Source organism: Dyadobacter alkalitolerans DSM 23607 (genome assembly GCF_000428845.1).
GTDB lineage: Bacteria > Bacteroidota > Bacteroidia > Cytophagales > Spirosomataceae > Dyadobacter > Dyadobacter alkalitolerans.
Map to the genome: position 1 here is coordinate 153,581 of NZ_AUAS01000009.1, position 21,064 is coordinate 174,644.

Consider the following 21,064-nt stretch of genomic DNA (forward strand, 5'->3'; position numbering starts at 1 on the left):
CGGTTTCACGATTACCTAATGATCCGTGTGCTGTTTTGCAGCTGCGTTTCTCTTGTCATCTCAACTAATATCCGTCAACCGCACGATCTTATTTTCCGAAAATTCAAAGATGGACTTGCCGGTCATGTCGAGTTCGTCGCCTTTTTTCAGACCGTTTGGGAGGTCCATGGCCAGTACGGCGTAGTATTCGATTTCGATTTCTGACCAGTCTTCGTTGTGGATGAACTTGTTGATGGTCTGCTGGCGGGAGGCGAAAAGATCGGTGGCTTGGACGGCCTGGTTCCGGAATTCTTCGATGCCGTTCAGCTCCATGGTCACTTCATCGTTGACCATATTTTCAAAAACAATGTTTTCGTCGAAGTCGGCGACCATTCCGTCTACATCGAAGTTGTTGTAGGCAGTTACGTAATTCGTAATTATTATTTCCCGGTCTTTCATAGCTTTGTTTTTTCTGCGTGGCGTTATTGCTGCGCTAAATATAAAATAATTAGGCCTTAATGAGCGGGAACGCAAAGCTTTTCAAAAATTTTCCCACCCTTTTTGTTTCAATTAAATGGGTCTTGCTGGCTTGTCTGATCGGCGTTTTTGCCGGCTCGGCTTCGGCTTTGTTTCTGGTTTCGCTGGATTGGGCCACGCAATTTCGGGAAGGCCACCACTGGATCATTGCATTGCTTCCGGTTGCGGGTTTCGTGATCGGATGTATGTATCATTATCTGGGTAAAGAGGTGGAGGCAGGAAATAATCTGCTGCTAGAAAACATTCACCAGCCTGCAACGATTATCCCGTTGAAAATGGCTCCCTTCGTGCTGATTGGCACGGTTGCGACGCATTTGTTTGGCGGCTCGGCGGGTAGGGAAGGCACGGCTCTGCAAATGGGCGGCTCAATTGCAGACCAATTTACTCGGATTTTTAAACTAAAGTCCAGCGATCGGAAGCTGGTTATCATTGCGGGCATTGCCGCAGGTTTCGGGTCAGTTTTCGGGACACCGCTTGCAGGAGCCATTTTTGGGATTGAGGTTTTGGTCATTGGCAGGTTGCGTTACGATGCGTTGGTTCCCGCATTGATCGCCTCTGTCGTTGCAGACATGACGACGCGGGCCTGGCAGGTGGGGCATACGCACTATCAAATTCCTTTTGTTCCGGAAATTTCCCTGGTTCATGTGCTTTATGCAGCGCTGGCGGGCTGTATTTTTGGCATTTGCTCCGTTGCCTTTTCTTCACTAACACATTATATCGGATCTATTTTCAAATCGAAAGTGCATTTCGCACCACTGCGGCCACTGATCGGTGGCTCACTTGTGGCGCTGGCTGTTTTTGGAATGGACACCACGCGTTACATTGGATTGGGGATTCCAGTGATATTGCAGTCGTTTTCGGAGCAGTTGCCCGCTTATGATTTTGCGTTGAAAATCTTGTTTACGGCGGTGACACTAGGCGCTGCATTCAAAGGCGGAGAGGTGACGCCGCTGTTCTTTATCGGGGCGACATTGGGAAGCTTTCTTTCCAGTTTTATTCCTTTACCAACTGCATTACTCGCCGGAATGGGCTTCGTGGCGGTCTTTGCAGGTGCAGCCAACACGCCACTTGCCTGCACCATCATGGCGATTGAGCTGTTTGGCAGTTCGTGCGGGATTTACGTTGCGCTCGCCTGTATTACCGCGTATTTTTTCTCCGGACATCGCGGCATTTACACTGCACAACGCATTGGCCGCTCGAAACCGCTACGCTATGAACGGCTTTCTAGACAAAGCTTTTCGGACCTGCGCGCCGAGATTAAAAAGCGCCTTCAATAGGATACGAATATAGGGTCTTGATATCGCGTGTTCTTATCAGACCGCTTGATCAGGTAATGCAATTTTATTCATTTCAGTAACAATCATTTCGCTCTTACTGGCGTCGCAGGTGGCACAGCAGTAGGTTTCGGGGAGTTCTTCGAAGGGGGTGCCTGGGGCGATATTTTGGGTTGCGTCCCCGTATTCCGGGTCGTAAACAGTCAGGCAGTCGGGGCATTGGTAGATGAGCTCGACGATTTTGAGGGTCATTTTTGCCTCATCTGCTTCGGGTGTGGTTACTTTGAAGTTCTCTCGTGAACGCTGGTTATTGAAACGACGGCAGAGTTTTTCGAGTTGGGCGGCTAGGTGAATTTTGTATAAACCTTTTTCAAAAAGCAGCTGTGTCCGGCTGTTGGGGTTGAAGTTTTCGGTGTAATAAATGTCGTACACATGAAACATCGCCAACTGCCCGATCTGTAACAAAGGCCGTTTTTTGATCAAAACACTTCCAAAAACTTCCGATTTCGCCTTGGTCTGAATGCCAAAACAAAGCCCGAAAGTCCGCATATCGTGCTTGTCGAAATAATGGATCAGGTCATTTTTCAGGCTTGCGCCATCTTCATTATGGTCTTCGGTTTGCCAAGCCAGTTCATTGGCTGCGTGACGGACATTAATATTGTGTTTTCCCAAAATGTTGCTCCAATCGCTCCGATACTGGTCTTCGATTCCTTTGATAACCAGTGACTTCCAGGGTGTAATGCAGATTTCGCCAATGCGGGTTTTAAGACACAATGCACAGGCATCCAGCAAGAATTCGATCGGGAACTGTTCATCCCGGCGATACAAACCCAGCCAGGTGCGCGATTCGTAACGGTTAAAACCTTCATAGTAGGGAAGCGTGAATGAAGGCAATTCGAGATCCTGGGACGCGGGTTGCGACACATAACGGATCTTTTTCTGCACAGATTCATACAAGCTTTCCTCCCCGCAGCAATCGCCCGAAAGCATGCAATCTTCAATCACTTTCGCCAGCCTGCCGATTTCGTTGGTGTAAACCAGCTCGTTCCATTTGTAAACCGTATTCGTCTGTTTGTTACGTACATACAGATACCAAAAATGTGGCTCGGGAGAGGAAATAAAGTTGAGGTTACCCGTAAAAAACGGCGTGAAACTCTGGTTGGAATCCGAAATATTTATCTTCAATGCAGGATCGTAATCGAATGTGTCCAGCACAGAATGATACTCGTTCGCATTGAGCCACTGGCCTGTCCGGAAAACCTCTTCGCCGCAATAGGAGCTTACAAGGTTGGGTTGCCGGTCGGTGTTCATTTCGTAGAAAATGCCACTCTTTTTCAGGTCTTTTTCCAAAAAACGCATGTCCTCATAAAACACCGACATCAGCAACTGTTGCCGGGAACCGAAGCGCACTTTGCGCACATTCGCATTCCATGCTGCCGTCAGGATATCTTTGAGATAACCCGGCGACGCAATCCCGCCCGGCAAGTTGATTTTTACATTATAATAGTCTCTCATAAAGCTTAAACCAATGTTGCTTCCGCTGCTTTTTCCAAAATACTCCTTACTTCCGGCCGGCATGAGCCGCAGCCCGTTCCAGCGCCCGTGCGCTGGCATAGTGACTGAAAATCAGTGCATCCGCCCGCAATCGCGCGTTCCAGATTTCCCTGGCCCACATTGTTGCAGGAGCACACCAGCTTTCCTTCCAAAGGCTCCACTTTCTGGCTCGCCCGCAATAGTTGCAGACGCTTATCCGAAAGTTCTATCGAATTGGATATAAGATCCCTGTATTCCAAAAACTCATTTTTATCCCCAATCAAAATGGCTCCTACCAGCTTGTCCCGGTGGACGATGCATTTCTTATAATAGCGCTTTGATTTGTCTATAAAAACGATCTGTTCGTAAGCCGGATCGTTGTTCGGGACGTCGGTAAGGCCTATACTGCAAAGCTGTAGCCCTTCCATTTTCAGGATGTTCATGGATGTGCTGCCTTTGTATGGCTGCGAAATGTCGCCCGCCATGTATTTGGCAATGACCTCGGCCTGCTGCTCGGCCGCCAGCGTAATGCCCCACATTTGCCCGTTCCATTCGGCGATTTCGCCCGCCGCGTAAATGTCCGGATCGGAAGTTTGCAGATAATCATTCACCACCACGCCGCGCTTGCAATCCAGTCCGGCCTGTTGCGCAAGTGCGATCACCGGCACCGTTCCGATCGCCAGAACGACCACATCGCAAGCAATTTTGCGGCCCGATTTCAGGCGGATGCCATCCACTTTTTCCTGCCCGCTGAATGTGGCAACCTCGTCATTGAAGTAAATGTCAATGCCGCGCTCGGCTAATTCCTGATACAGCAATTCGCTCGCCAGCGGATCGAGCTGGCGTTCCATAAAACGACCGCTGCGCTGGATCACGCTCACTTTTACATTCATTTCCCGAAAAGACGCAGCAAGTTCAAGGCCCAGAATCCCACCTCCGACGATCACCGCGTGCGGCTCAGGTTGTTTTAAAAATGGCAGCAATGAATCTGCATCCAGACGCGAACGCATATTGAAAATGCCCGGCAGGTCGGGGACGCCTTTGGGCATAAAAGCCTTGCTGCCCATGCCCAGGATCAGCTTGTCGTAAGTGTGTTCGTGGCCGTTGGAATCGACCACGGTTTTGTTGTTCCGGTCAATGTGAACGATGGAAGTGCCTTTGTGGACGATAATGTTGTTTTCCTCAAACTGATCCTCGCGCAATTTCACTAACTGTTCCCAATGCTGCACACCGCTTATGTAATCGGGCAGCATCACGCGGTTGTAGAATGGATAAATTTCTTTGGAAAAAACGTGGATCTCATCTTCCTGATTTAAGGCACGATAGGAGTTAATAAAACCTAGTCCTGCCGAGCCAGCGCCAATTATAATAATCTTTTCAAAAGCTTTTTTATACAAAGAAACCTGCACGGCAGAAAACTTGAAATCCGGTTCTTTGGATTTTGGATCGACCAGATTGTTGGTCAGGTTATTCGCGCGAGCCAGGTTGCTGCCCAGGATTTTGCCCCAATGCATTGGCAAAAAACAAAGTCCCGGCCGCACGTCTTCAGTAATGTTCACTTTCACCCGAACTTCGCCTCGGCGGCTTTGAATTACCGCTAATTGACCTTCTTTAATGTTTCGGTTTTTTGCGTCTTCGGGATGGAGTTGCAGGAAGGGTTGGGGGGTGTGTTGATTTAGTTTTGCTACGCGGCCGGTTTTGGTCATAGTATGCCATTGGTCGCGTATTCTGCCGTTGGTTAAAACCAACGGGTAATTGGGCGTGGTGGGTTCGCTGGTGTTTTCGTCGGGGACGGCGTGGATTTGGGCTTTTTTGTTTTTGGTGTGGAATTGGTGGTCGGTGAAGAGTCTTTTGGTGCCGATTGTTGGTGTGTTAGTGTTGTTGTTTTGGGATTTTGTTTGTGGCCATTGAATGCTTCTGTTGGTTTTGATAAGCTGGTAGTTTACGCCGGTCACGTCAATGTTCGTTCCTGCGGTGCAGGCTGTGTATTCGTCGTAGACTTCCGAAGTGTTTTTGTAATTAAATGCATCGCCGAAGCCCATTTTGGCGGCAAAACGCCAGATGATTTCTGCATCCGGCAAGGCTTCGCCGGGTGCGTCGATGGCTTTGGGTAAATGCGTGATGCGCCTTTCTGCATTCGTCATCGTGCCCTCTTTTTCCAACCAGGCAGCGGCGGGAAGCACCACATCCGCAAATTTCACCGTATCCGCGCGATTCGAGACATCCTGCACCACCACAAACCGCGACTTGTTCAGCGCGGCTTCGGCAGCATTCATATCCGGCATGCTTACCAGCGGGTTCGTGTTAATGATCCAGATGGCCTTCAATTTATCGTCCGCCAGCGCCTCGAACATTTCTGTGGCGGTCAGGCCGGGCTTGTTCGCGATTTTTACCGGCGAATTCCAGAATTGCTCCATCTCGGCACGATGTTCGGCGTTCAAAATTTCGCGGTGTCCCGGAAGAATGTTGGCCAGTCCGCCCGTTTCGCGTCCGCCCATCGCGTTAGGTTGACCGGTAAGTGAAAAAGGACCATTTCCGGGTTTGCCAATTCTGCCAGTGATCAGATGCAGGTTAATGAGCGACAGATTTTTATTTACCCCAATCACCGACTGGTTCAGCCCCATTGTCCAGAACGACAAAAATCCTTTCGACCGGCCAATCCATCCCGCAGCTGTGTAAATGTCATCTGCATTAATTCCGCAAAGTTCAGCGGCTTCGGCGACGGTGCGCTTCATGACCTTTTCCCGGAAGTCTGAAAACCCGTCCGTATGTTCGTTTATGAAGGCCTCGTCAATGTAATTTTGCTCGATGAATATCCTTCCAATAGCATTGTTAAGTACAATGTCGGTTCCCGGCGCGATCTGCAAGTGCAGGTCTGAGGAGCGGGAAGTGTCGGTTTTGCGGGGATCGACGCAGATGATTTTTACATCAGGATTGGCCGCCTTATGCGCCTCTACGCGGCGCCAGATAATGGGATGGCACCAGGCTGGATTGGCGCCGGTCACAAAGATGACATCGGCCGCCTCGATGTCGTCATAGCAAACCGGCACGCTGTCCTCGCCCAGTGCCAGCTTGTAACCCACCACGGCTGAGCTCATGCAAAGCCGTGAGTTGGTGTCAATGTTATTCGAGCCTATGAAGCCCTTAATCAGCTTGTTGACCAGGTAATATTCTTCCGTAAGACATTGCCCGGACACATAAAACGCCACCGAATCCGGTCCGAATTTTTTAATTAACGTCTTGAAAACCGCCGCAGTCCGCTCTAAAGCATCGTCCCAGCTCACACGCTGCATCGGCATCGAGCGGTTAAGCCGCATTTGTGGATACAGCAGCCGGTCCGACTGGTCCATCACCGTGTAATGCAGGTTCATGCCCTTAGAACACAGCATGCCCTTGTTCGACGGATGCTCCTTATCGCCCTCCAAGCTCAGTTGCCCGTTCCCCTCTTTCGTAACCACAACCCCGCAGCCCACGCCGCAGTAACAGCAAGTTGATTTGAATGTTTTCATAGGTCGAAGACAAATAGTCGAATAAACAGTGATTGAGAATACCCAAGAGCGAAATTCTGTTTTGATATCTTAATACACAGTGGCTGGGATTTTAGCGTCTCGCAATTTGGCCCCCAACCCCCTGAAGGGGGCTTTCTGTAATGATGCCGCGCACAAGAAATATGCAAAGTCCCTTTAGGGATTTAGGGCTTTTGTGATTTGCCTTAAAGTTTTGCTTATGCCTCGACAGGTTCAAGCGCGCCCTCTGTCACAACGCTTCTCGTTTTATCAAAATTGATGAGCGCCACCACGGCTGCAATGCAGGCGATTGCCACACCGATATACATGAAGGCTTGCGAGTAAGTGATGTCGCTGGATTTGAATAAAAATCCTGCTAAAACAGCACCCACATTGCCGCCCGCTCCCACGATGCCACTCACCGAACCGATTGCTTTTGGATTAATAAAAGGCACAATCGCATAAGTAACGCCATTGGCCATTTTTAAAAACATCGCGAAACATAGCATCGTAACCACCGCCGCTACAATGCTGCCGCTTTGGGCAAACAATGCGATGCCGATTCCTTCGCAGGCCAGCAAAAGCGCCAGCAGCTTTCCTTTCCCGATCATGCCGTATTTATTTCCTACTTTATCCGCCACAATCCCACCGACTGCTCTTGCAAAAATGTTCATGAAGCCGAATGTTCCAGCCAGGATCCCGGCGGTTGCCAGTGAGGTTTCGAAGTTTTCAAAAAAGTAAAGCGCAGCTACATTGTCAAAGGTGATTTCTATGCCAAAACAAGCTCCATAAGCCAGGAAAAGCGCCCAAGTTCTTGGATCTTTCATGGCCATTTTCAATGTTCCTTTGGTCTTAACGGCCTTGGGATTAGTTATCTCCAAATCTTCGAAGTTGCCGGCAGGCGTGTCTTTGGTAAAACGATAATAGACGAAAGCAAAGACGAACAGCAGCACGCCCGGGATCACCATCGCGATTCTCCAAGCCGATTCGGGCAGGTAGCCCATGCTTACAAAACCTGCGAAAACCAATGGCATCACCATGTTTGTAATGCCGCCGCCCAGGTTTCCCCAGCCGCCCGCCACCGCATTGGCCGTCCCGACGATTTTTTTATCAAACATAACCGAAGTATGATATTGCGTGATCACAAACGATGCGCCAATCACGCCGATCGCCAGCCGGAACAGCAGAAAACCTTCATAGGAATGCACCAGGCCAACTGTCATGACCGGAATAGAGCAGATGCCCATCAATGCGGCGTACGTTTTGCGCGGTCCCCAGGTGTCGCACAACTTTCCAATGGCAATGCGGGCTACGACAGTTGCGGCCACGGATGCGATGATGATGTTACCGATCTGGCCTTTTGTTAAGCCTAAATCCGTCTTTACGACGGTCATCAGCGGCGCGAGGCCGAACCAGCCGAAAAAGCAAAGGAAAAAGGCCATCCACGTGAGGTGGAAAGTGCGCATTTGTACGCCTTTGAAACTGAAAATATTCAACTTTTCAAGCGGCTTGTTGGTCGTTTCCATAGTAATAGGAGTTTGGATAGTTGTTTTTTGGAAATGCTTATTTCAAAAATTCAGGTTTGATATTGATCATCAGATAAGCCCAGTTGGCCATTTTCTGCGGATCTTTTACGACTTTCACCTGCGCTAAACTGCTGGTGGGCAGGAATGTGCAGTAACCGCCCTGGAAGCTGATGGTTTTGGTAAGATTATAAGTGGCAATGATGTCGAGTTCCTCCCCGAAATTGGCCGAAAGCTTTTCGTCTTTTGCATTGCGAATGTTGGCTGCGCTCGAAAATTGGTGCAAATCAACGGCGATAGACAGCTTTTCGGAAGCTTTGATTACACTGTTGATGTAAAAATCTGCCAGTCCGCCTTTGCCGAAACCATTGGCTGCATAGAAATAATCCATTTGCCCCCAAAACTTGTGCGGCGTGCCGTATAGCGGATCAAATGTGCTGTTTTTGCGTGAGCCATTCGTCGTTCCGGAAGTGTAATCGAAGCCCGGACCGATGGAAAAGATTGAACTCGCAGCGTATGAACCGCGCACCGAATACATGTAAGCATTCAGCGATTTGCCATCTTTGTCTTTTCCGGCCTGGTAATACGCGCTGGCCGTCAGATTCCAGGCCTTGCAGAGTTTTGTTTGCAGGTAAGGACCGAATGTTACGCGTTTGTTCGTGCCGTTCTTGACCGTTCTCACACCTGCCGTATCCAATGCATATTTCTGAAAATCATCTTTCAGGATAAGGAAAGAGACATTTCCCTGTTTTAGCTTTTTACCCAAATAAGCGAACTGCATCGATTTGTACATCGTACCGATTCCATTCGTTCCAGCCGCATAACCACTGGGAACACCATCATATAATGTGCCTGTACGAAGCTCACGGTTTTGATTATACGCAACGCCGATGTGCGCAGTGAATCCATTGAATCCGTATTTCATTAATGCTGCATCGTGGCGGCGAGCTTGTTGTAGCCAATCCAGATTTCCCAGCAGTCGGCTGTCGTCATAGAGCAATTCCTGCCGTCCGATCTTCAATGCAAATTCTTTCCCCAGCTTGGTCTGATTCGTATCCAGCAAACTGATTTCGCCCCAGGCTTCGTGCAACATTAGCCCATTCAGCGCCGGATTGGTGATGCGATTGTTGGTAGAAGCATCCTGACCCCAAACACGCACATCCTGAACGGCAACGAAAAATTGGGTTCTGTAACTTTTGTAACCTGCATTCAGCCGGGTTCTTTGCGAAGTAAAAAACGCGGGATTATCTGTTTTGGACAGGGGCGAGCCTTGCCCGTGCAGCAGTTCCGAGCGCGTCCGCAACTGGCCTGAAAGGCTGAACTGTGCGTGCGCACCAGCCGAACCGAGCAGGCATAAACCTGCAAAGAGCATTAGGAAGTAGAACTTTGTTTTCATGGAGTGAAAGGTTAGTTGCGTAAGCCGGTATTTCAGGAAACCAAATACATGCTTTGCAGATATTCCATCGCGTAGGACGGATGCAAGGCCACCACGTCGCCCAGGATCATGATGGCGGGCGTGCCGATGTTATTTTCTTTCACAAGGCGCGGGATTTCCCAAACCTGTCCCATCACGCTCTTTTCGTCGGGGCGCGTGCCGTTCTGGATCACCGCCATCGGCAAATGTCCGCGCCCGAAGTGTTTGTATAGTGCACATATTTCATTCACCTTGCTTAGTCCCATCAGCACGATCACCGTCGCTTTGGATTGGGCTGCAAGGCGCAGATCTTCTGATAGTTCGCCATTTTGCGTAGTGCCGGTGATTATCCAAAAACTCTCGCTCACGCCACGCCGCGTCACCGGAATTTCCATCGAAGCCGGAACCGCAATGCAGCTCGAAACGCCGGGCACCACTTCACAGGCCACGCCATGTTCCCGCGCATATTCCATTTCCTCATGCCCGCGACCGAATACAAATGAGTCGCCTCCTTTCAACCGCACGACATGTCCGCGTTTGCGGGCGAGGCGCACGATCAGGCCGTTGATCTCTTGCTGAGAAAACGAAGGGCTACCTACTTTTTTTCCCACATACATTTTCAATGCATGAGCAGGAGCAAAGTCGAGGATCTCCACATTGGCCAGCTCATCGTAAAGAATCACATCGGCTTCTTTGATCGCCCTGATCCCTTTCAATGTGATCAGTTCTCCGTTGCCCGGTCCGGCGCCTACAAGTGTTAGTCTTGCTTCCATCTCTTATATATATAATAGAGCGAATATTAGAAATGTACTATATATAGTATTTTGTAACTATATCGTTTGTCGGTTCAAAATTAGGATCAATATTTTATAAAACAATGCTTTTGCCAATAAATATGTTTCATTTTTGCTATAAATACGAATATAAAATTAGGAAATGCATAAAATGCGATTTATGTTTGTTCTGTTAAATGAGAAGAAAATAAGCTCAAATATTGAAATAATACAACATAATAATAATGTTTTCACAAATTAATAGTTACTATTTACTATGAATGCAATAACAAACACCCATATTGTTGTGATAGGCAATGGTATGGTAGGCTACAAATTCTGTGAAAAGTTGCTCGCCAGAAAAAAAAGTGATCAGCAGATCACGCTCACTGTTTTTGGTGAAGAACCGCGTGTGGCGTACGACCGCGTGCATTTGAGTGGATATTTCGCTGGCAAAACTGCCGACGATCTCACCCTGGCAAGCGCAGATTGGTATGCCGACAACGGGATCAGGCTCTTCCTTTCCGATCCGGTGGTGGACATCGACCGAGAGGAAAAGCTGGTAAGATCACACCATGGGCATATAGTACACTATGACTATCTGATCATGGCCACAGGCTCCGGCGCATTCGTTCCTTCTATTCCGGGTGTGGAGAAAGACGGGGTGTTTGTGTATCGGACCATTGAAGATCTGGAACTTATCCAGTCGTATGCACGCAAGGCAAGAAAAGGCGCGGTGCTCGGCGGCGGATTGCTGGGGTTGGAAGCGGCGAAAGCATTGCTGGATTTGGGTCTAGAGGAAGCGCACGTGGTGGAATTCGCATCGCGGTTGATGCCCCGGCAGATCGACGACGCCGGTTCGCGCATTCTGCAAAACCAGCTTGAATCATTGGGATTACAGATTCATTTGGCCAAAAGCACGCAGGAAATTGTGGGCGGTGATTGCATAGAAGGCATGCAGTTCAATGATAACACGCTGCTCGATGTGGATATGCTGGTCATTTCTGCGGGCATCCGGCCGCGTGATGAGCTGGCCAAGATTGCGGGATTGGAAACGCATCCGAGAGGCGGCATCGTCGTAAACAACCAGCTGCAAACTTCTGATCCGAACATTTTTGCGATAGGCGAATGTGCATTGGCGCACCATATGATTTACGGGCTCATTGCACCGGGTTATGAAATGGCCGAAGTAGTGGCAACATTGCTTTTGGGCGGTGAAAAGGAGTTTTTGCCCTATGATATGTCTACCAAATTGAAGCTGATCGGGACGGACGTGGCGAGTTTTGGTGACCCGTTTATTGAAGAGCCGGCTTGTAAAACCATTCGTTACGAGAACAAAGCGAAAGGCATTTACAAGCGCATTAATGTGAGTCCGGACGGTAAAACCTTGCTTGGCGGCATCCTCGTCGGCGATGCCGAACAATATAATATGCTTTTGCAAACGTGTAAAAGCAAGACCATTCTGCCACCAGATTCCGAAGATCTGATCTTGGGCTCGCGCGGGGGCGAGGAGGTAGGTGCAGGCGTAATGGGCTTCCCCGACGACGCGCTGATCTGCTCCTGCGAGGCGGTTACCAAGGGCATGATTTGCCAGGAAGTGAGCGAAAAAGGCAACCATACGATGGACGCTTTAAAAAAATCCTGCAAAGCCGGAACGGGATGCGGTGGCTGCGTGCCGATGGTAAAAGACATCATTTCAGGCGTGATGAAGCAGAATGGCATTTACGTCCGCAATGTAGTGTGCGAGCATTTCGATTACTCGCGGCAGGAATTGCTGGATCTGGTCAAAATGAATGGGGCTAAAACGTACGGCGCGGTGCTGGATGAGTTTGGAAAAGGAGATGGATGTGAAGTTTGTAAGCCGCTTGTGGCCTCTCTGTTAGCCAGCCTTTGGAATGAAAATATCTTGCAAAAAGACCGCGCTACGATCCAGGATTCAAATGACCGTTACTTGGCCAACATTCAAAAAGGAGGCACTTACTCTGTCGTGCCGCGAATTCCGGGCGGAGAGATCACGCCTGAAAAGCTGATCATTATCGGCCAGGTGGCGCAGCAATATAATTTGTATACAAAAATTACGGGCGGACAGCGGATTGATTTGTTCGGGGCGCATTTGAATGATCTGCCGGATATCTGGGAGCAGCTCATCGAAGCTGGATTTGAAAGCGGCCATGCTTATGGCAAATCGTTGCGAACGGTGAAAAGCTGCGTGGGATCGACCTGGTGCCGGTTTGGGGTGCAGGATTCGGTGACATTTGCTATTGAAGTGGAGGATCGTTACAAAGGTTTGCGTTCGCCGCATAAGCTGAAATCGGCGGTTTCGGGTTGTGTGCGGGAATGTGCGGAGGCGCAGAGTAAGGATTTCGGCATCATCGCCACTGAGAAAGGCTGGAATTTATACGTCTGCGGCAACGGAGGCTCCAAGCCGCAGCACGCGCAACTGCTCGCGACGGATGTGGATAAGGAAACTTGTTTGAAGCTGATTGACAGATTTTTAATGCTCTACATCAAAACCGCCGACCCGCTCACGCGCACTGCAACCTGGCTGAACAAGATGGAAGGCGGCATGTCTTACCTCAAAGCGGTGGTGGTGGATGATGTTCTGGGCATCGCGGCGGAACTGGAATCGGATATGCAGAAGCTCATCGACCTGTATCAATGCGAGTGGAAGGAAGTGGTGCAAAATCCGGAGCTGAGAAAACGCTTCTCGCACTTTGTGAATGCACCTGTGAAAGATCCTTCGATTGCTTTTGAAACCATGAGAGACCAGAAACGGGCCAAAGAATGGGCTTAGCTGGCTGGGATCAGAGAGCTGGGCCAAATCAGATAGCTGGCTGAAAATAAAATAATAGCTAATTCTGGCTTTCTTTTCCAGGGATTGAAATCCCTGGCGAGGGTATGGGTAGCCGGTGACCCGGCTCAGCATCTGGCTAGTGAGCCGCATCGCGGCGGCCAATTCCTTGCCCCGGGCTTCAGCCCGGGGATCCAAATAGAAAGAGAATAGAGAGAATAAAAATAAAATAAAGCTCTGACTAATTCTGACTTTCTTTTCCAGGGATTGAAATCCCTGGCGAGGGTATGGATCGCCGGTGACCCGGCTGAGCATCTGGCTAGTGAGCCGCATCGCGGCGGCCAATCCTTTGCCCCGGGCTTCAGCCCGGGAATCCAAAAAGAAAGAGAATAGAGAGAATAAAAATAAAACAAAGCTCTGACTAATTCTGACTTTCTTTTCCAGGGATTGAAATCCCTGGCGAGGGTATGGATCGCCGGTGACCCGGCTGAGCATCTGGCTAGTGAGCCGCATCGCGGCGGCCAATCCTTTGCCCGGGCTTCAGCTCAGGAATCCAAAGAGAATAAAGAGAATAAAAAATGAAACAAAGCTCTGGCTAATTCTGGCTTTCTTTTCCAGGGATTGAAATCCCTGGCGAGGGTATGGATCGCCGGTGACCCGGCTTGGCATCTTGCTAGTGAGCCGCATCGCGGCGGTCAATCCCCAGCCCCGGGCTTCAGCCCAGGGAAGATAGATTACAAGAGAAATGCCCAGCCGGGTCACCGGCAGCACATAATTTACCTGGGCTTCAGCCCGGGGATCACAACGCTAACATACAACCCCAATGGAAACAACAACACAAACGAAAGTAACCTGGCACATTGCCTGCCACGTCAATGACATTCCAGAAGATGGCGGCGGGTGCGCGCTGATTGATGGGAAACAGATCGCGATTTTTAACTTTGCCCGTCGTGGTGAATGGTATGCAACGGATAATCAATGTCCGCACCGCCAGCAGATGGCCGTGTCGCGGGGGATGATCGGAAGCCATGAGGGGGAGCCGAAAGTGGCTTGCCCTTTTCACAAAAAAACCTTTTCGTTGCAAAGCGGGCAGTGCCTCAATGATGATTCCTATAAAATTAATACCTTTCCGGTGATGGTGAAAGAAAACCTCGTTTACATCGGAATATGAGCGAATGGAGAGACTCGATAAGAGCGTAGCAAGCAGTCTGACACGGTTTTACATTGTCGCATTATGCGTGGTGGCGATGCTGACAATCAGCGGTTTGTTTTTGATCAGAAGGACTATCAATAACCTGAACCATGACAGCCGCATGGTGAATGTAGCCGGAAGGCAGCGGATGCTGAGCCAGCGGCTAACCAAACTTGCGATCTTGAATGTCGGGCAGATGAAGCACAGCGACTCTGCTCGGTTCGATTCCCTTTTAACGATTTGGAAAGAAAGTCACGAGAATCTCGCCAATAAGAGATTGCCTGTCGAAAATGGCCTGGTAACCTGGAAAAGCGCTGCGCTGGACTCCATGTTTCTGGATCTGACGCCTGTTTTTGACAGCATTTATACCAATTTTTCATTGGTTAATGGTTCAAAAGTAGCCGCGCCGGCAAAAGCTGAGGCATTGAACCTCATTCTGGACAAGGAACCCTTATTTCTTGCCAAAATGGATAAGATCGTTTTTCAGTTTGATAAAGAGAGTTTTCAAAGACTCGAAAACCTCGAACGCATTGAATGGATCTTGGACATTATGACCATTCTCGTGCTGTTTGCGGAAGGTTTGCTGATTTTTAGGCCGGTTGTGAACACCACCAGGCGAGTCGTGCGAATGCTGACGGAGTCAGAAAATGCATTGCAGCTTTCGAACCAAAAATTGAAAGAAGCGAATCACCAGCTCCTGGAAGCGCAGAACGAATTGCTCCGTGTAGAAGAGGAAAAATACGAGCTGCAACTGGCCGAAGACCGCATTCGCGCAAGCGCTTTGATCGAAGGGCAGGAGGAGGAACGAAAGCGTTTTGCGCTGGAACTGCACGACGGCATCGGCCAAATGCTCACCGGCCTGAAACTGCACGCCGAAAAGCTGAAATCCGTCCAGTTTCATGACGAGAAAAACCAAACGCGTTTCGAACAGCTGGTGACATTGATCCAGGACATTATCCAGACCACGCGGCAGATTTCGTTCAATTTGATGCCTTCCATATTGAGTGATTTTGGGTTAAGTGCCGCATTGCGTTTGCTCTGCGAGCAAACGGCCGAGCTCTCGGGGATCCAAATAGAGTTTGATGGCGATGCGCAAAAGCGTGTTGAAATGGGCCGTCCGACTGAAATAGGGCTCTATCGGATCGCGCAGGAGGCGTTAAATAATGCGGTTAAGCATGCCAATGCGGATAAGATCAAGATTAAATTGGAACAAAATAAGAATCGGATTATTTTGGAAATCGCGGATGACGGAAAAGGATTTTTAATTAGTAATTTGAAATCAGAAGGCGGCATTTTCCTGACCCGAAATGGCATGGAAAATATCCGAACCCGAACCCAGCTGCTGAACGGCGAAATGGAGATCGTCTCCGAAGTCGACAGCGGAACACAGCTCATCGTGCGGGTGGATCTTTAAATTATTAATCCAAAAACACACCTGCATGCCCATCCGGATTTTGGTCGTTGACGACCATTCAGTTGTAAGACAAGGCATTATAACCCTGCTTGAAGACGAGGAGGACCTGCTGATTGCGGGTGAAGCGGCGGACGGGGATGAGGTTTGGGATATGATCGAACAGGTTAGCCCGGATGTGATTTTGCTCGACCTGACCATGCCGAAAATGTCAGGCATTGAAGTCATTAAGCAGATCGCGCCTGCGTTTTCCAATGTCCGGATCCTGGTTTTTAGCATGCACAACAATTCGGATTACATGATCTCGGCAGCTACCAGCGGCGCGGCGGGGTATTTGCAAAAAGATACCAGCCGTGACGAAATGCTCAAAGCGATCCGCAGCATTGCCACAGGTGAGCTCTACTTTCCTCCCTATGCTTCGTCGGTGATCATCAAAAATTTACTGAAACAGATCGCCAGAAATCCGGAGCCCAAAGTCGAGCTTGAAGCAGACAACGATAAGTCGATCTGGAAAATGATCACGCCCCGCGAGCAACAGATCCTGAAATGCCTCACCGAAGGCATGAGCAGCAAAGACATTGCGGAAAAATTCGACATCAGTTCCAACACCGTTGCGAACCAGCGCGCGAGCATTATGAAGAAGGCGAATGTGAAAAACACCGCGGAGTTGATTAGTCTGGCTTTGCGAGGGAATTAGTTTGCTTCCTTTATTTACATTTGTATCATTATAAATGTAAAATGTTTCAACTATCCATGAGCTTTCGCAGCCTTTGTTACGCCCTTTTGCTTACTATTTCTGGTTTTAGCGCTGTGGCGCAGTCGTTTACGGTAAGCCCCAACCAGCGTTATTTATTAAAAGACGGCAAGCCGTTTTTCTGGATGGGCGATACGGCATGGGAACTCTTTCACCGCCTCGACCGTGAGGATGCGACTTATTATCTGCAAAAGCGTGCCGGACAAGGGTTTACAGTCATCCAGGCGGTTGCGCTGGCCGAGTTCGACGGATTGAATGTGCCGAACACTTATGGCGATAAACCATTGATCGATAATGATCCTACCAAGCCCAATGAGGCCTATTTCAAGCATGTTGACTTTATCATCCACAAAGCGGAAGAGCTGGGTTTGACCATAGCATTTTTACCAACCTGGGGCGACAAAGTTTTCAAATCAACCTGGGGGAAAGGGCCGGAAGTGTTCAATAAAACCAATGCTGAGGCTTATGGCAAATGGCTGGGTAATCGCTATAAAAATCGCAAAAACATCATCTGGGTTCTGGGCGGCGACCGCACGCCTAGGAAAGACGTGGATGATGTAGGCGTTTGGCGGGCGATGGCGGCTGGTGTTGTTGCGGGCGTACGAGGGAATGATAATGCGATGATGACCTTTCATCCGCAACCTAATAAAGAAGGATCGGGCGAATGGTTTCATGATGATCAATGGTTGGATTTCAATATGTTCCAGAACGGACATTGTCGGGATGCAGCCGTTTATGAAAACATAAAAAGAGCATACGACCGCAAGCCTTCCAAACCCGTGCTGGACGCAGAGCCGATTTACGAAGATCATCCCGTTTGTTTCAATGCCACCGAGCTAGGCACTTCCAATGCTTATGACGTAAGAAAAGCCGCGTATCTGGATCTTTTTTCAGGCGCTTTCGGCCATACATATGGCTGCCACGACATTTGGCAAATGTATGCACCGAACCGCGAAGCAGTAAACGGCCCGCACATTTACTGGCAGCAGGCGATGGACTTGCCAGGCGCGAAAGAAATGCAATTTGTTCGCAAGCTCATGGAATCACGCCCCATCCTGGATCGTGTTCCGGATCAATCTATTGTAGTTGAAAATGATTTGGCTTCCTACGAAAGAATCCAGGCCACGCGCGGCACCGACTTCATTTTCATTTATACATCAACAGGAAAATCATTTTCCGTAAATCCCGGCAAAATCTCTGGCAGTCAGTTCAATGCGTTCTGGTTCGATCCGCGGAACGGCAAAACCAAAGACATTGGAAAAGTGGACGCCAAGGCGGTAAAGCAATACACGCCGCCGACTTCGGGTTACGGGCAGGATTGGATTCTTGTTCTAGATGATGCTTCTAAAAATTATAAAATGCCGTGAGTTTGCCAAAATAGCTGCACTATATCAGTTTTAGTGGCTAGCAGGAGGATCTTTTTCGGCTAGCCTGTTTGGAATGTCAAAGAATGCGTCCCTTAGGTTATTATGAAATTGATTTTTGCAGTGCACTAATAGCGAAGCATAACCTTCTTCCGTAATGTTCAGGTTGTATTTCTTGATTTGATTGCCAGACAGTCTGCTTATTTTTCGATACCATTGATCAAACAGTCTGTTTCTGCATTTAGCCAGGTTGTCGGCAGACTCGCAAATGATAACAATAGATTTGTTCGGATTCTTGTAAAAAAACTCAACTAGAATCGCTAAAACAGTTTCCATGATTCTTTTGTCATGGCTTTGAGATAATATTTTGGATACACTGACTCCCAAATATAAAGCTTCACGCTTTTCACCCGTGGGTTGAAATGTGAAGCCTAATATATCGTCGTTGAATTCGGGATGTGCGTTGAAGTATCCTTTGGAATTTGTAAAGTATGCAATGTAAACTATGTTGCATTTGGTAACGAATGAATATCGTTCCGGACTCTGTCTGACAATCTTATAAGGGTTTAACCAATTTAATTCCTCGCGCATGTATTTCTTCAATCGTTACCTTTCCCTGAAAATAGTCTGAGATGGCTCGTTGGTCGTCAAGCATTTTTTGAAAAAGGCTCGACTTACCCGCCTTCTGCATTCCATCAGCAACTTCTACCACTTTCTTCCCAGCTGACTGTCTCATTGCATATTATTTAAGATGAGTAATGATGATTTAGTAACAAATTTTACCCAAAAAATTGTTTAAAACAAAATATAACAAGGCCATTGTCCCAACGGTGAGGTTCAATGAATAAGCGGCACAAAGGAAACTTTCAGACACTTTTCAATATTTTAACCGCACATCGAAAGCCAGGTGCACTGGGTCAGCTGCGGAGGACATTGCGCAATCAGCGGTGCAGCCGGTAGGGGAGCGCTCAACGGAATATGCACCACATGGCAGCTGGACTTTCGTCGTGAAAATCAGCGCAGGAACACAGAGCCGGTCGGCAGTCCTTCGGCGGCGGAAAATGATCGCTTGTAACCGCTCTCGATTTTCGCCAGATCCTTCGTTTTCTTTTGCGCTGCGAGGCTTTGGGATAAACCAATGGCAGACCAGCCGTTTCCGGGATTCCAGATCAGATCTTCTCTGTAAATTTTCTCGGCAACGGCTGGTTTGTTCATTTTTAATAAATAAGCACCTAAAAACTGCCGCGCTGGAATTGGCCAATCGTTGGGCTCCGTGTAGATGAGGCCATCTTCAATTCCGATTGCCTTGTTGAGGCTGGCGATCGTTTCGTCATAATTTTTATTTTCAAATGCAATGGCGGCAGTCAGGATTTCTCCGGCAATGTTTGCGATGGGTGTAAATGCGTTAAAGGGAATGCGTCTTTTGGTCAGGATCGGATCTTTTGATTTTTCCAAAAGTGACCTTAATTCTGATTTTGCCTTGTCGGCAGCGCCGGTATTTACAAGGGCCATTCCTCTTGCGAAGTTGCGGAGCAGACCAGCGTATGTCCATTTAGGATCCAGTTTGGTGGTGTCTTTCAGGATTTCATCCCATTTTCCAAGCCTTACCAATGTCAGTTCAGGGAGCATGAAAAGATATTGATCATACGGACTTTCGTATGTCGGCAACACCGATTTCCTTAACCTGTTTGCCGCATGCATGCCCGTTTTGTACAAGCCGGCGCTCATGGCGCAATAGGTTTGCACAGCAAAATAATGCGGACTGTGTTTTACGAGATTGAGGTTTTTGGCAAGGGAATCATATTGAAGCAAGGCTGCATCCGCACGATCATTGACATCCACGCCTTTCAGAAAATAACCATTTCGCTCGTATTCGTGACTCGACATATGCACCATATGTGCAACGCCTGGAAGCTGATCCCTTAACTTATCCGCATTGGGAAGCGCCACTTCGGGGTGCCGCGAAGCTTCTGTTAAATGAATGTGGTAATGCAATGCTGCCGGATGATCGGGGTTTTCCTGCAAAACCTGTTCACTCAGCGCAATCACCTCGTTGGTCCAGGCTTTGGGTGTGCCATCATTATTCCAGAAATCCCACGCGTGTATGAGCATTACCGCGTCCACGAAAAGCATTTTGATGTCCTGATCCTTCGGAAATTGAGATATTAATCCGCGTGTTTTTTCCGCATAGGCAATGTTAAGGGCTTTTCTGTCGGCATCAGACGCATCCGCTGAATAGCGCTGGTTCATGACGGCGATCAGCCCCTGTTCTTTCCTTGTTGTATTGGCTGCAAACTGATTCATTTGCTTTAAAACCGCCGGAATGTTCTGTGGTTTTTTATACAAATGCGCAGCATTATAATAAGGCCCCATCGCCAGTGCTTGTCCCCAGTAAGCCATCGCACACGTAGGGTCGAGCCGGGCTGCCTCCTGGAAAGATGCCAGCGATTCCTTCATATGGTAACTATAATACATGGTCAGCCCCTGATCGAAATAGAACTGGACACTATCATTCTTGGCCGAGATCGGATATGAATATTTGCCCCACCCAGGCATGGCTGAAATGAACTTTCCGTTGGAAGCTGCCCGCACCTCAGAACTGCTAACAGCGCCGCATACGGCAATGTTGGTTTGCTCTGGAAGTTCGGTTTTAAAAACATCAAATGCATTGAACCGCAGTATCAAAGCGGTCATTACAATGACGGGAAGCAAGAAAAAGGAGAGGAAGAGATTTTTCATTTCAATTAGCAAATGTGCCGGACGGATCATTTAAATATAAAGCGATTATTTCGTTTTCGGTAATCTGGCAGGCATTTTGTGGCTATGCGGTATGATAATGCCTTCATCAGGCTTGTGAAAAACAATCAACAAACTGAAAATGAGAGAGCCATTACCAGCCCAGCCGCCGATTTCGCGCAAGGGTTTTTTAACATTAACTGGCAGATATGCGGCCATCGGCGCCATGAGCGGATTGGCAATCCAAAGCTCAAAAGACGCTTTTGCACAAGCGCCG

Annotated in this window: 15 protein-coding genes; 6 read left to right on the forward strand and 9 right to left on the reverse strand. The window is 48.6% G+C overall.

Going from position 1 to position 21,064, the window contains the following annotated elements:
- Nucleotides 1-60: 60 nt before the first annotated feature.
- Nucleotides 61-438 (reverse strand): nuclear transport factor 2 family protein, encoded by a 378-nt coding sequence (locus G395_RS0118675; RefSeq protein ID WP_026631452.1) that lies wholly within the window; start codon nt 436-438, stop codon nt 61-63.
- Between the two features lie 59 nt (nt 439-497).
- Between G395_RS0118675 and G395_RS29755 the strand changes: the two genes are divergently transcribed.
- The gene (locus tag G395_RS29755) at nt 498-1,793 is read left to right on the forward strand and encodes a voltage-gated chloride channel family protein (protein WP_051350247.1); all 1,296 of its coding nucleotides are present in this window, start codon (nt 498-500) and stop codon (nt 1,791-1,793) included.
- A 36-nt stretch (nt 1,794-1,829) separates the two neighbouring features.
- Here the strand turns inward: G395_RS29755 and G395_RS0118685 are convergent, their stop codons facing one another.
- The 5 genes from G395_RS0118685 to cobA all read right to left on the reverse strand — a co-directional run bounded on the left by G395_RS0118685 (nt 1,830) and on the right by cobA (nt 10,539).
- Nucleotides 1,830-3,305, reverse strand: coding sequence for a rubredoxin (locus G395_RS0118685; RefSeq protein ID WP_026631453.1), 1,476 nt, complete (start codon nt 3,303-3,305; stop codon nt 1,830-1,832).
- 5 nt (nt 3,306-3,310) lie between these two features.
- Nucleotides 3,311-6,832 carry a nitrate reductase gene (locus G395_RS0118690; protein WP_026631454.1) on the reverse strand — a complete coding sequence of 1,174 codons (3,522 nt, stop codon included), beginning with the start codon at nt 6,830-6,832 and terminating at the stop codon, nt 3,311-3,313.
- 215 nt (nt 6,833-7,047) lie between these two features.
- Entirely contained in the window at nt 7,048-8,355 is a 1,308-nt protein-coding gene (locus tag G395_RS0118695; protein WP_026631455.1) for an MFS transporter, read from the reverse strand.
- A 37-nt stretch (nt 8,356-8,392) separates the two neighbouring features.
- Nucleotides 8,393-9,748 carry an alginate export family protein gene (locus G395_RS0118700; RefSeq protein WP_026631456.1) on the reverse strand — a complete coding sequence of 452 codons (1,356 nt, stop codon included), beginning with the start codon at nt 9,746-9,748 and terminating at the stop codon, nt 8,393-8,395.
- 32 nt (nt 9,749-9,780) lie between these two features.
- On the reverse strand, nt 9,781-10,539 hold the full coding sequence (gene cobA / locus G395_RS0118705) for a uroporphyrinogen-III C-methyltransferase (protein WP_026631457.1): 759 nt from the start codon (nt 10,537-10,539) through the stop codon (nt 9,781-9,783).
- A 277-nt stretch (nt 10,540-10,816) separates the two neighbouring features.
- Here cobA and nirB point away from each other — a divergent pair, with 277 nt between their 5' ends.
- The 5 genes from nirB (at nt 10,817) to G395_RS0118735 (ending at nt 18,054) form a co-directional block, all read left to right on the forward strand.
- Entirely contained in the window at nt 10,817-13,333 is a 2,517-nt protein-coding gene (gene nirB / locus G395_RS0118710; protein WP_026631458.1) for a nitrite reductase large subunit NirB, read from the forward strand.
- Nucleotides 13,334-14,153: 820 nt separating this feature from the next.
- Entirely contained in the window at nt 14,154-14,501 is a 348-nt protein-coding gene (nirD, locus tag G395_RS0118720) for a nitrite reductase small subunit NirD (protein WP_026631460.1), read from the forward strand.
- Nucleotides 14,502-14,505: 4 nt separating this feature from the next.
- Nucleotides 14,506-15,936 (forward strand): ATP-binding protein, encoded by a 1,431-nt coding sequence (locus tag G395_RS0118725; RefSeq protein WP_026631461.1) that lies wholly within the window; start codon nt 14,506-14,508, stop codon nt 15,934-15,936.
- Between the two features lie 25 nt (nt 15,937-15,961).
- Nucleotides 15,962-16,630, forward strand: a complete 669-nt coding sequence (locus tag G395_RS0118730; protein ID WP_026631462.1) for a response regulator — start codon at nt 15,962-15,964, stop codon at nt 16,628-16,630.
- A gap of 56 nt (nt 16,631-16,686) precedes the next feature.
- Nucleotides 16,687-18,054: a glycoside hydrolase family 140 protein gene (locus G395_RS0118735; protein ID WP_026631463.1), complete on the forward strand. Its 1,368-nt coding sequence runs from the start codon at nt 16,687-16,689 to the stop codon at nt 18,052-18,054.
- A gap of 30 nt (nt 18,055-18,084) precedes the next feature.
- Here G395_RS0118735 and G395_RS32915 read toward each other — a convergent pair whose 3' ends face one another.
- The 3 genes from G395_RS32915 to G395_RS0118750 form a co-directional block, all read right to left on the reverse strand.
- Nucleotides 18,085-18,642, reverse strand: a complete 558-nt coding sequence (locus tag G395_RS32915) for a DUF6169 family protein (protein WP_026631464.1) — start codon at nt 18,640-18,642, stop codon at nt 18,085-18,087.
- Entirely contained in the window at nt 18,608-18,787 is a 180-nt protein-coding gene (locus G395_RS0118745; protein ID WP_026631465.1) for a hypothetical protein, read from the reverse strand. The genes G395_RS32915 and G395_RS0118745 overlap by 35 nt, the downstream gene beginning before the upstream one ends.
- Nucleotides 18,788-19,065: 278 nt before the next feature.
- Nucleotides 19,066-20,790, reverse strand: a complete 1,725-nt coding sequence (locus tag G395_RS0118750; RefSeq protein WP_026631466.1) for a tetratricopeptide repeat protein — start codon at nt 20,788-20,790, stop codon at nt 19,066-19,068.
- Nucleotides 20,791-21,064: the final 274 nt, after the last annotated feature.

Coding starts and splice junctions, on each gene's coding strand:
- G395_RS0118745 (WP_026631465.1), bottom strand. CDS start 18,787: ATGAGACAGTCAGCTGGGAAGAAAGTGGTAGAAGTTGCTGATGGAATG.
- G395_RS0118730 (WP_026631462.1), top strand. CDS start 15,962: ATGCCCATCCGGATTTTGGTCGTTGACGACCATTCAGTTGTAAGACAA.
- G395_RS0118700 (WP_026631456.1), bottom strand. CDS start 9,748: ATGAAAACAAAGTTCTACTTCCTAATGCTCTTTGCAGGTTTATGCCTG.
- G395_RS29755 (WP_051350247.1), top strand. CDS start 498: ATGAGCGGGAACGCAAAGCTTTTCAAAAATTTTCCCACCCTTTTTGTT.
- nirD (WP_026631460.1), top strand. CDS start 14,154: ATGGAAACAACAACACAAACGAAAGTAACCTGGCACATTGCCTGCCAC.
- G395_RS0118685 (WP_026631453.1), bottom strand. CDS start 3,305: ATGAGAGACTATTATAATGTAAAAATCAACTTGCCGGGCGGGATTGCG.
- G395_RS32915 (WP_026631464.1), bottom strand. CDS start 18,642: ATGCGCGAGGAATTAAATTGGTTAAACCCTTATAAGATTGTCAGACAG.
- G395_RS0118690 (WP_026631454.1), bottom strand. CDS start 6,832: ATGAAAACATTCAAATCAACTTGCTGTTACTGCGGCGTGGGCTGCGGG.
- G395_RS0118725 (WP_026631461.1), top strand. CDS start 14,506: ATGGAGAGACTCGATAAGAGCGTAGCAAGCAGTCTGACACGGTTTTAC.
- cobA (WP_026631457.1), bottom strand. CDS start 10,539: ATGGAAGCAAGACTAACACTTGTAGGCGCCGGACCGGGCAACGGAGAA.
- G395_RS0118675 (WP_026631452.1), bottom strand. CDS start 438: ATGAAAGACCGGGAAATAATAATTACGAATTACGTAACTGCCTACAAC.
- nirB (WP_026631458.1), top strand. CDS start 10,817: ATGAATGCAATAACAAACACCCATATTGTTGTGATAGGCAATGGTATG.
- G395_RS0118695 (WP_026631455.1), bottom strand. CDS start 8,355: ATGGAAACGACCAACAAGCCGCTTGAAAAGTTGAATATTTTCAGTTTC.
- G395_RS0118735 (WP_026631463.1), top strand. CDS start 16,687: ATGAGCTTTCGCAGCCTTTGTTACGCCCTTTTGCTTACTATTTCTGGT.
- G395_RS0118750 (WP_026631466.1), bottom strand. CDS start 20,790: ATGAAAAATCTCTTCCTCTCCTTTTTCTTGCTTCCCGTCATTGTAATG.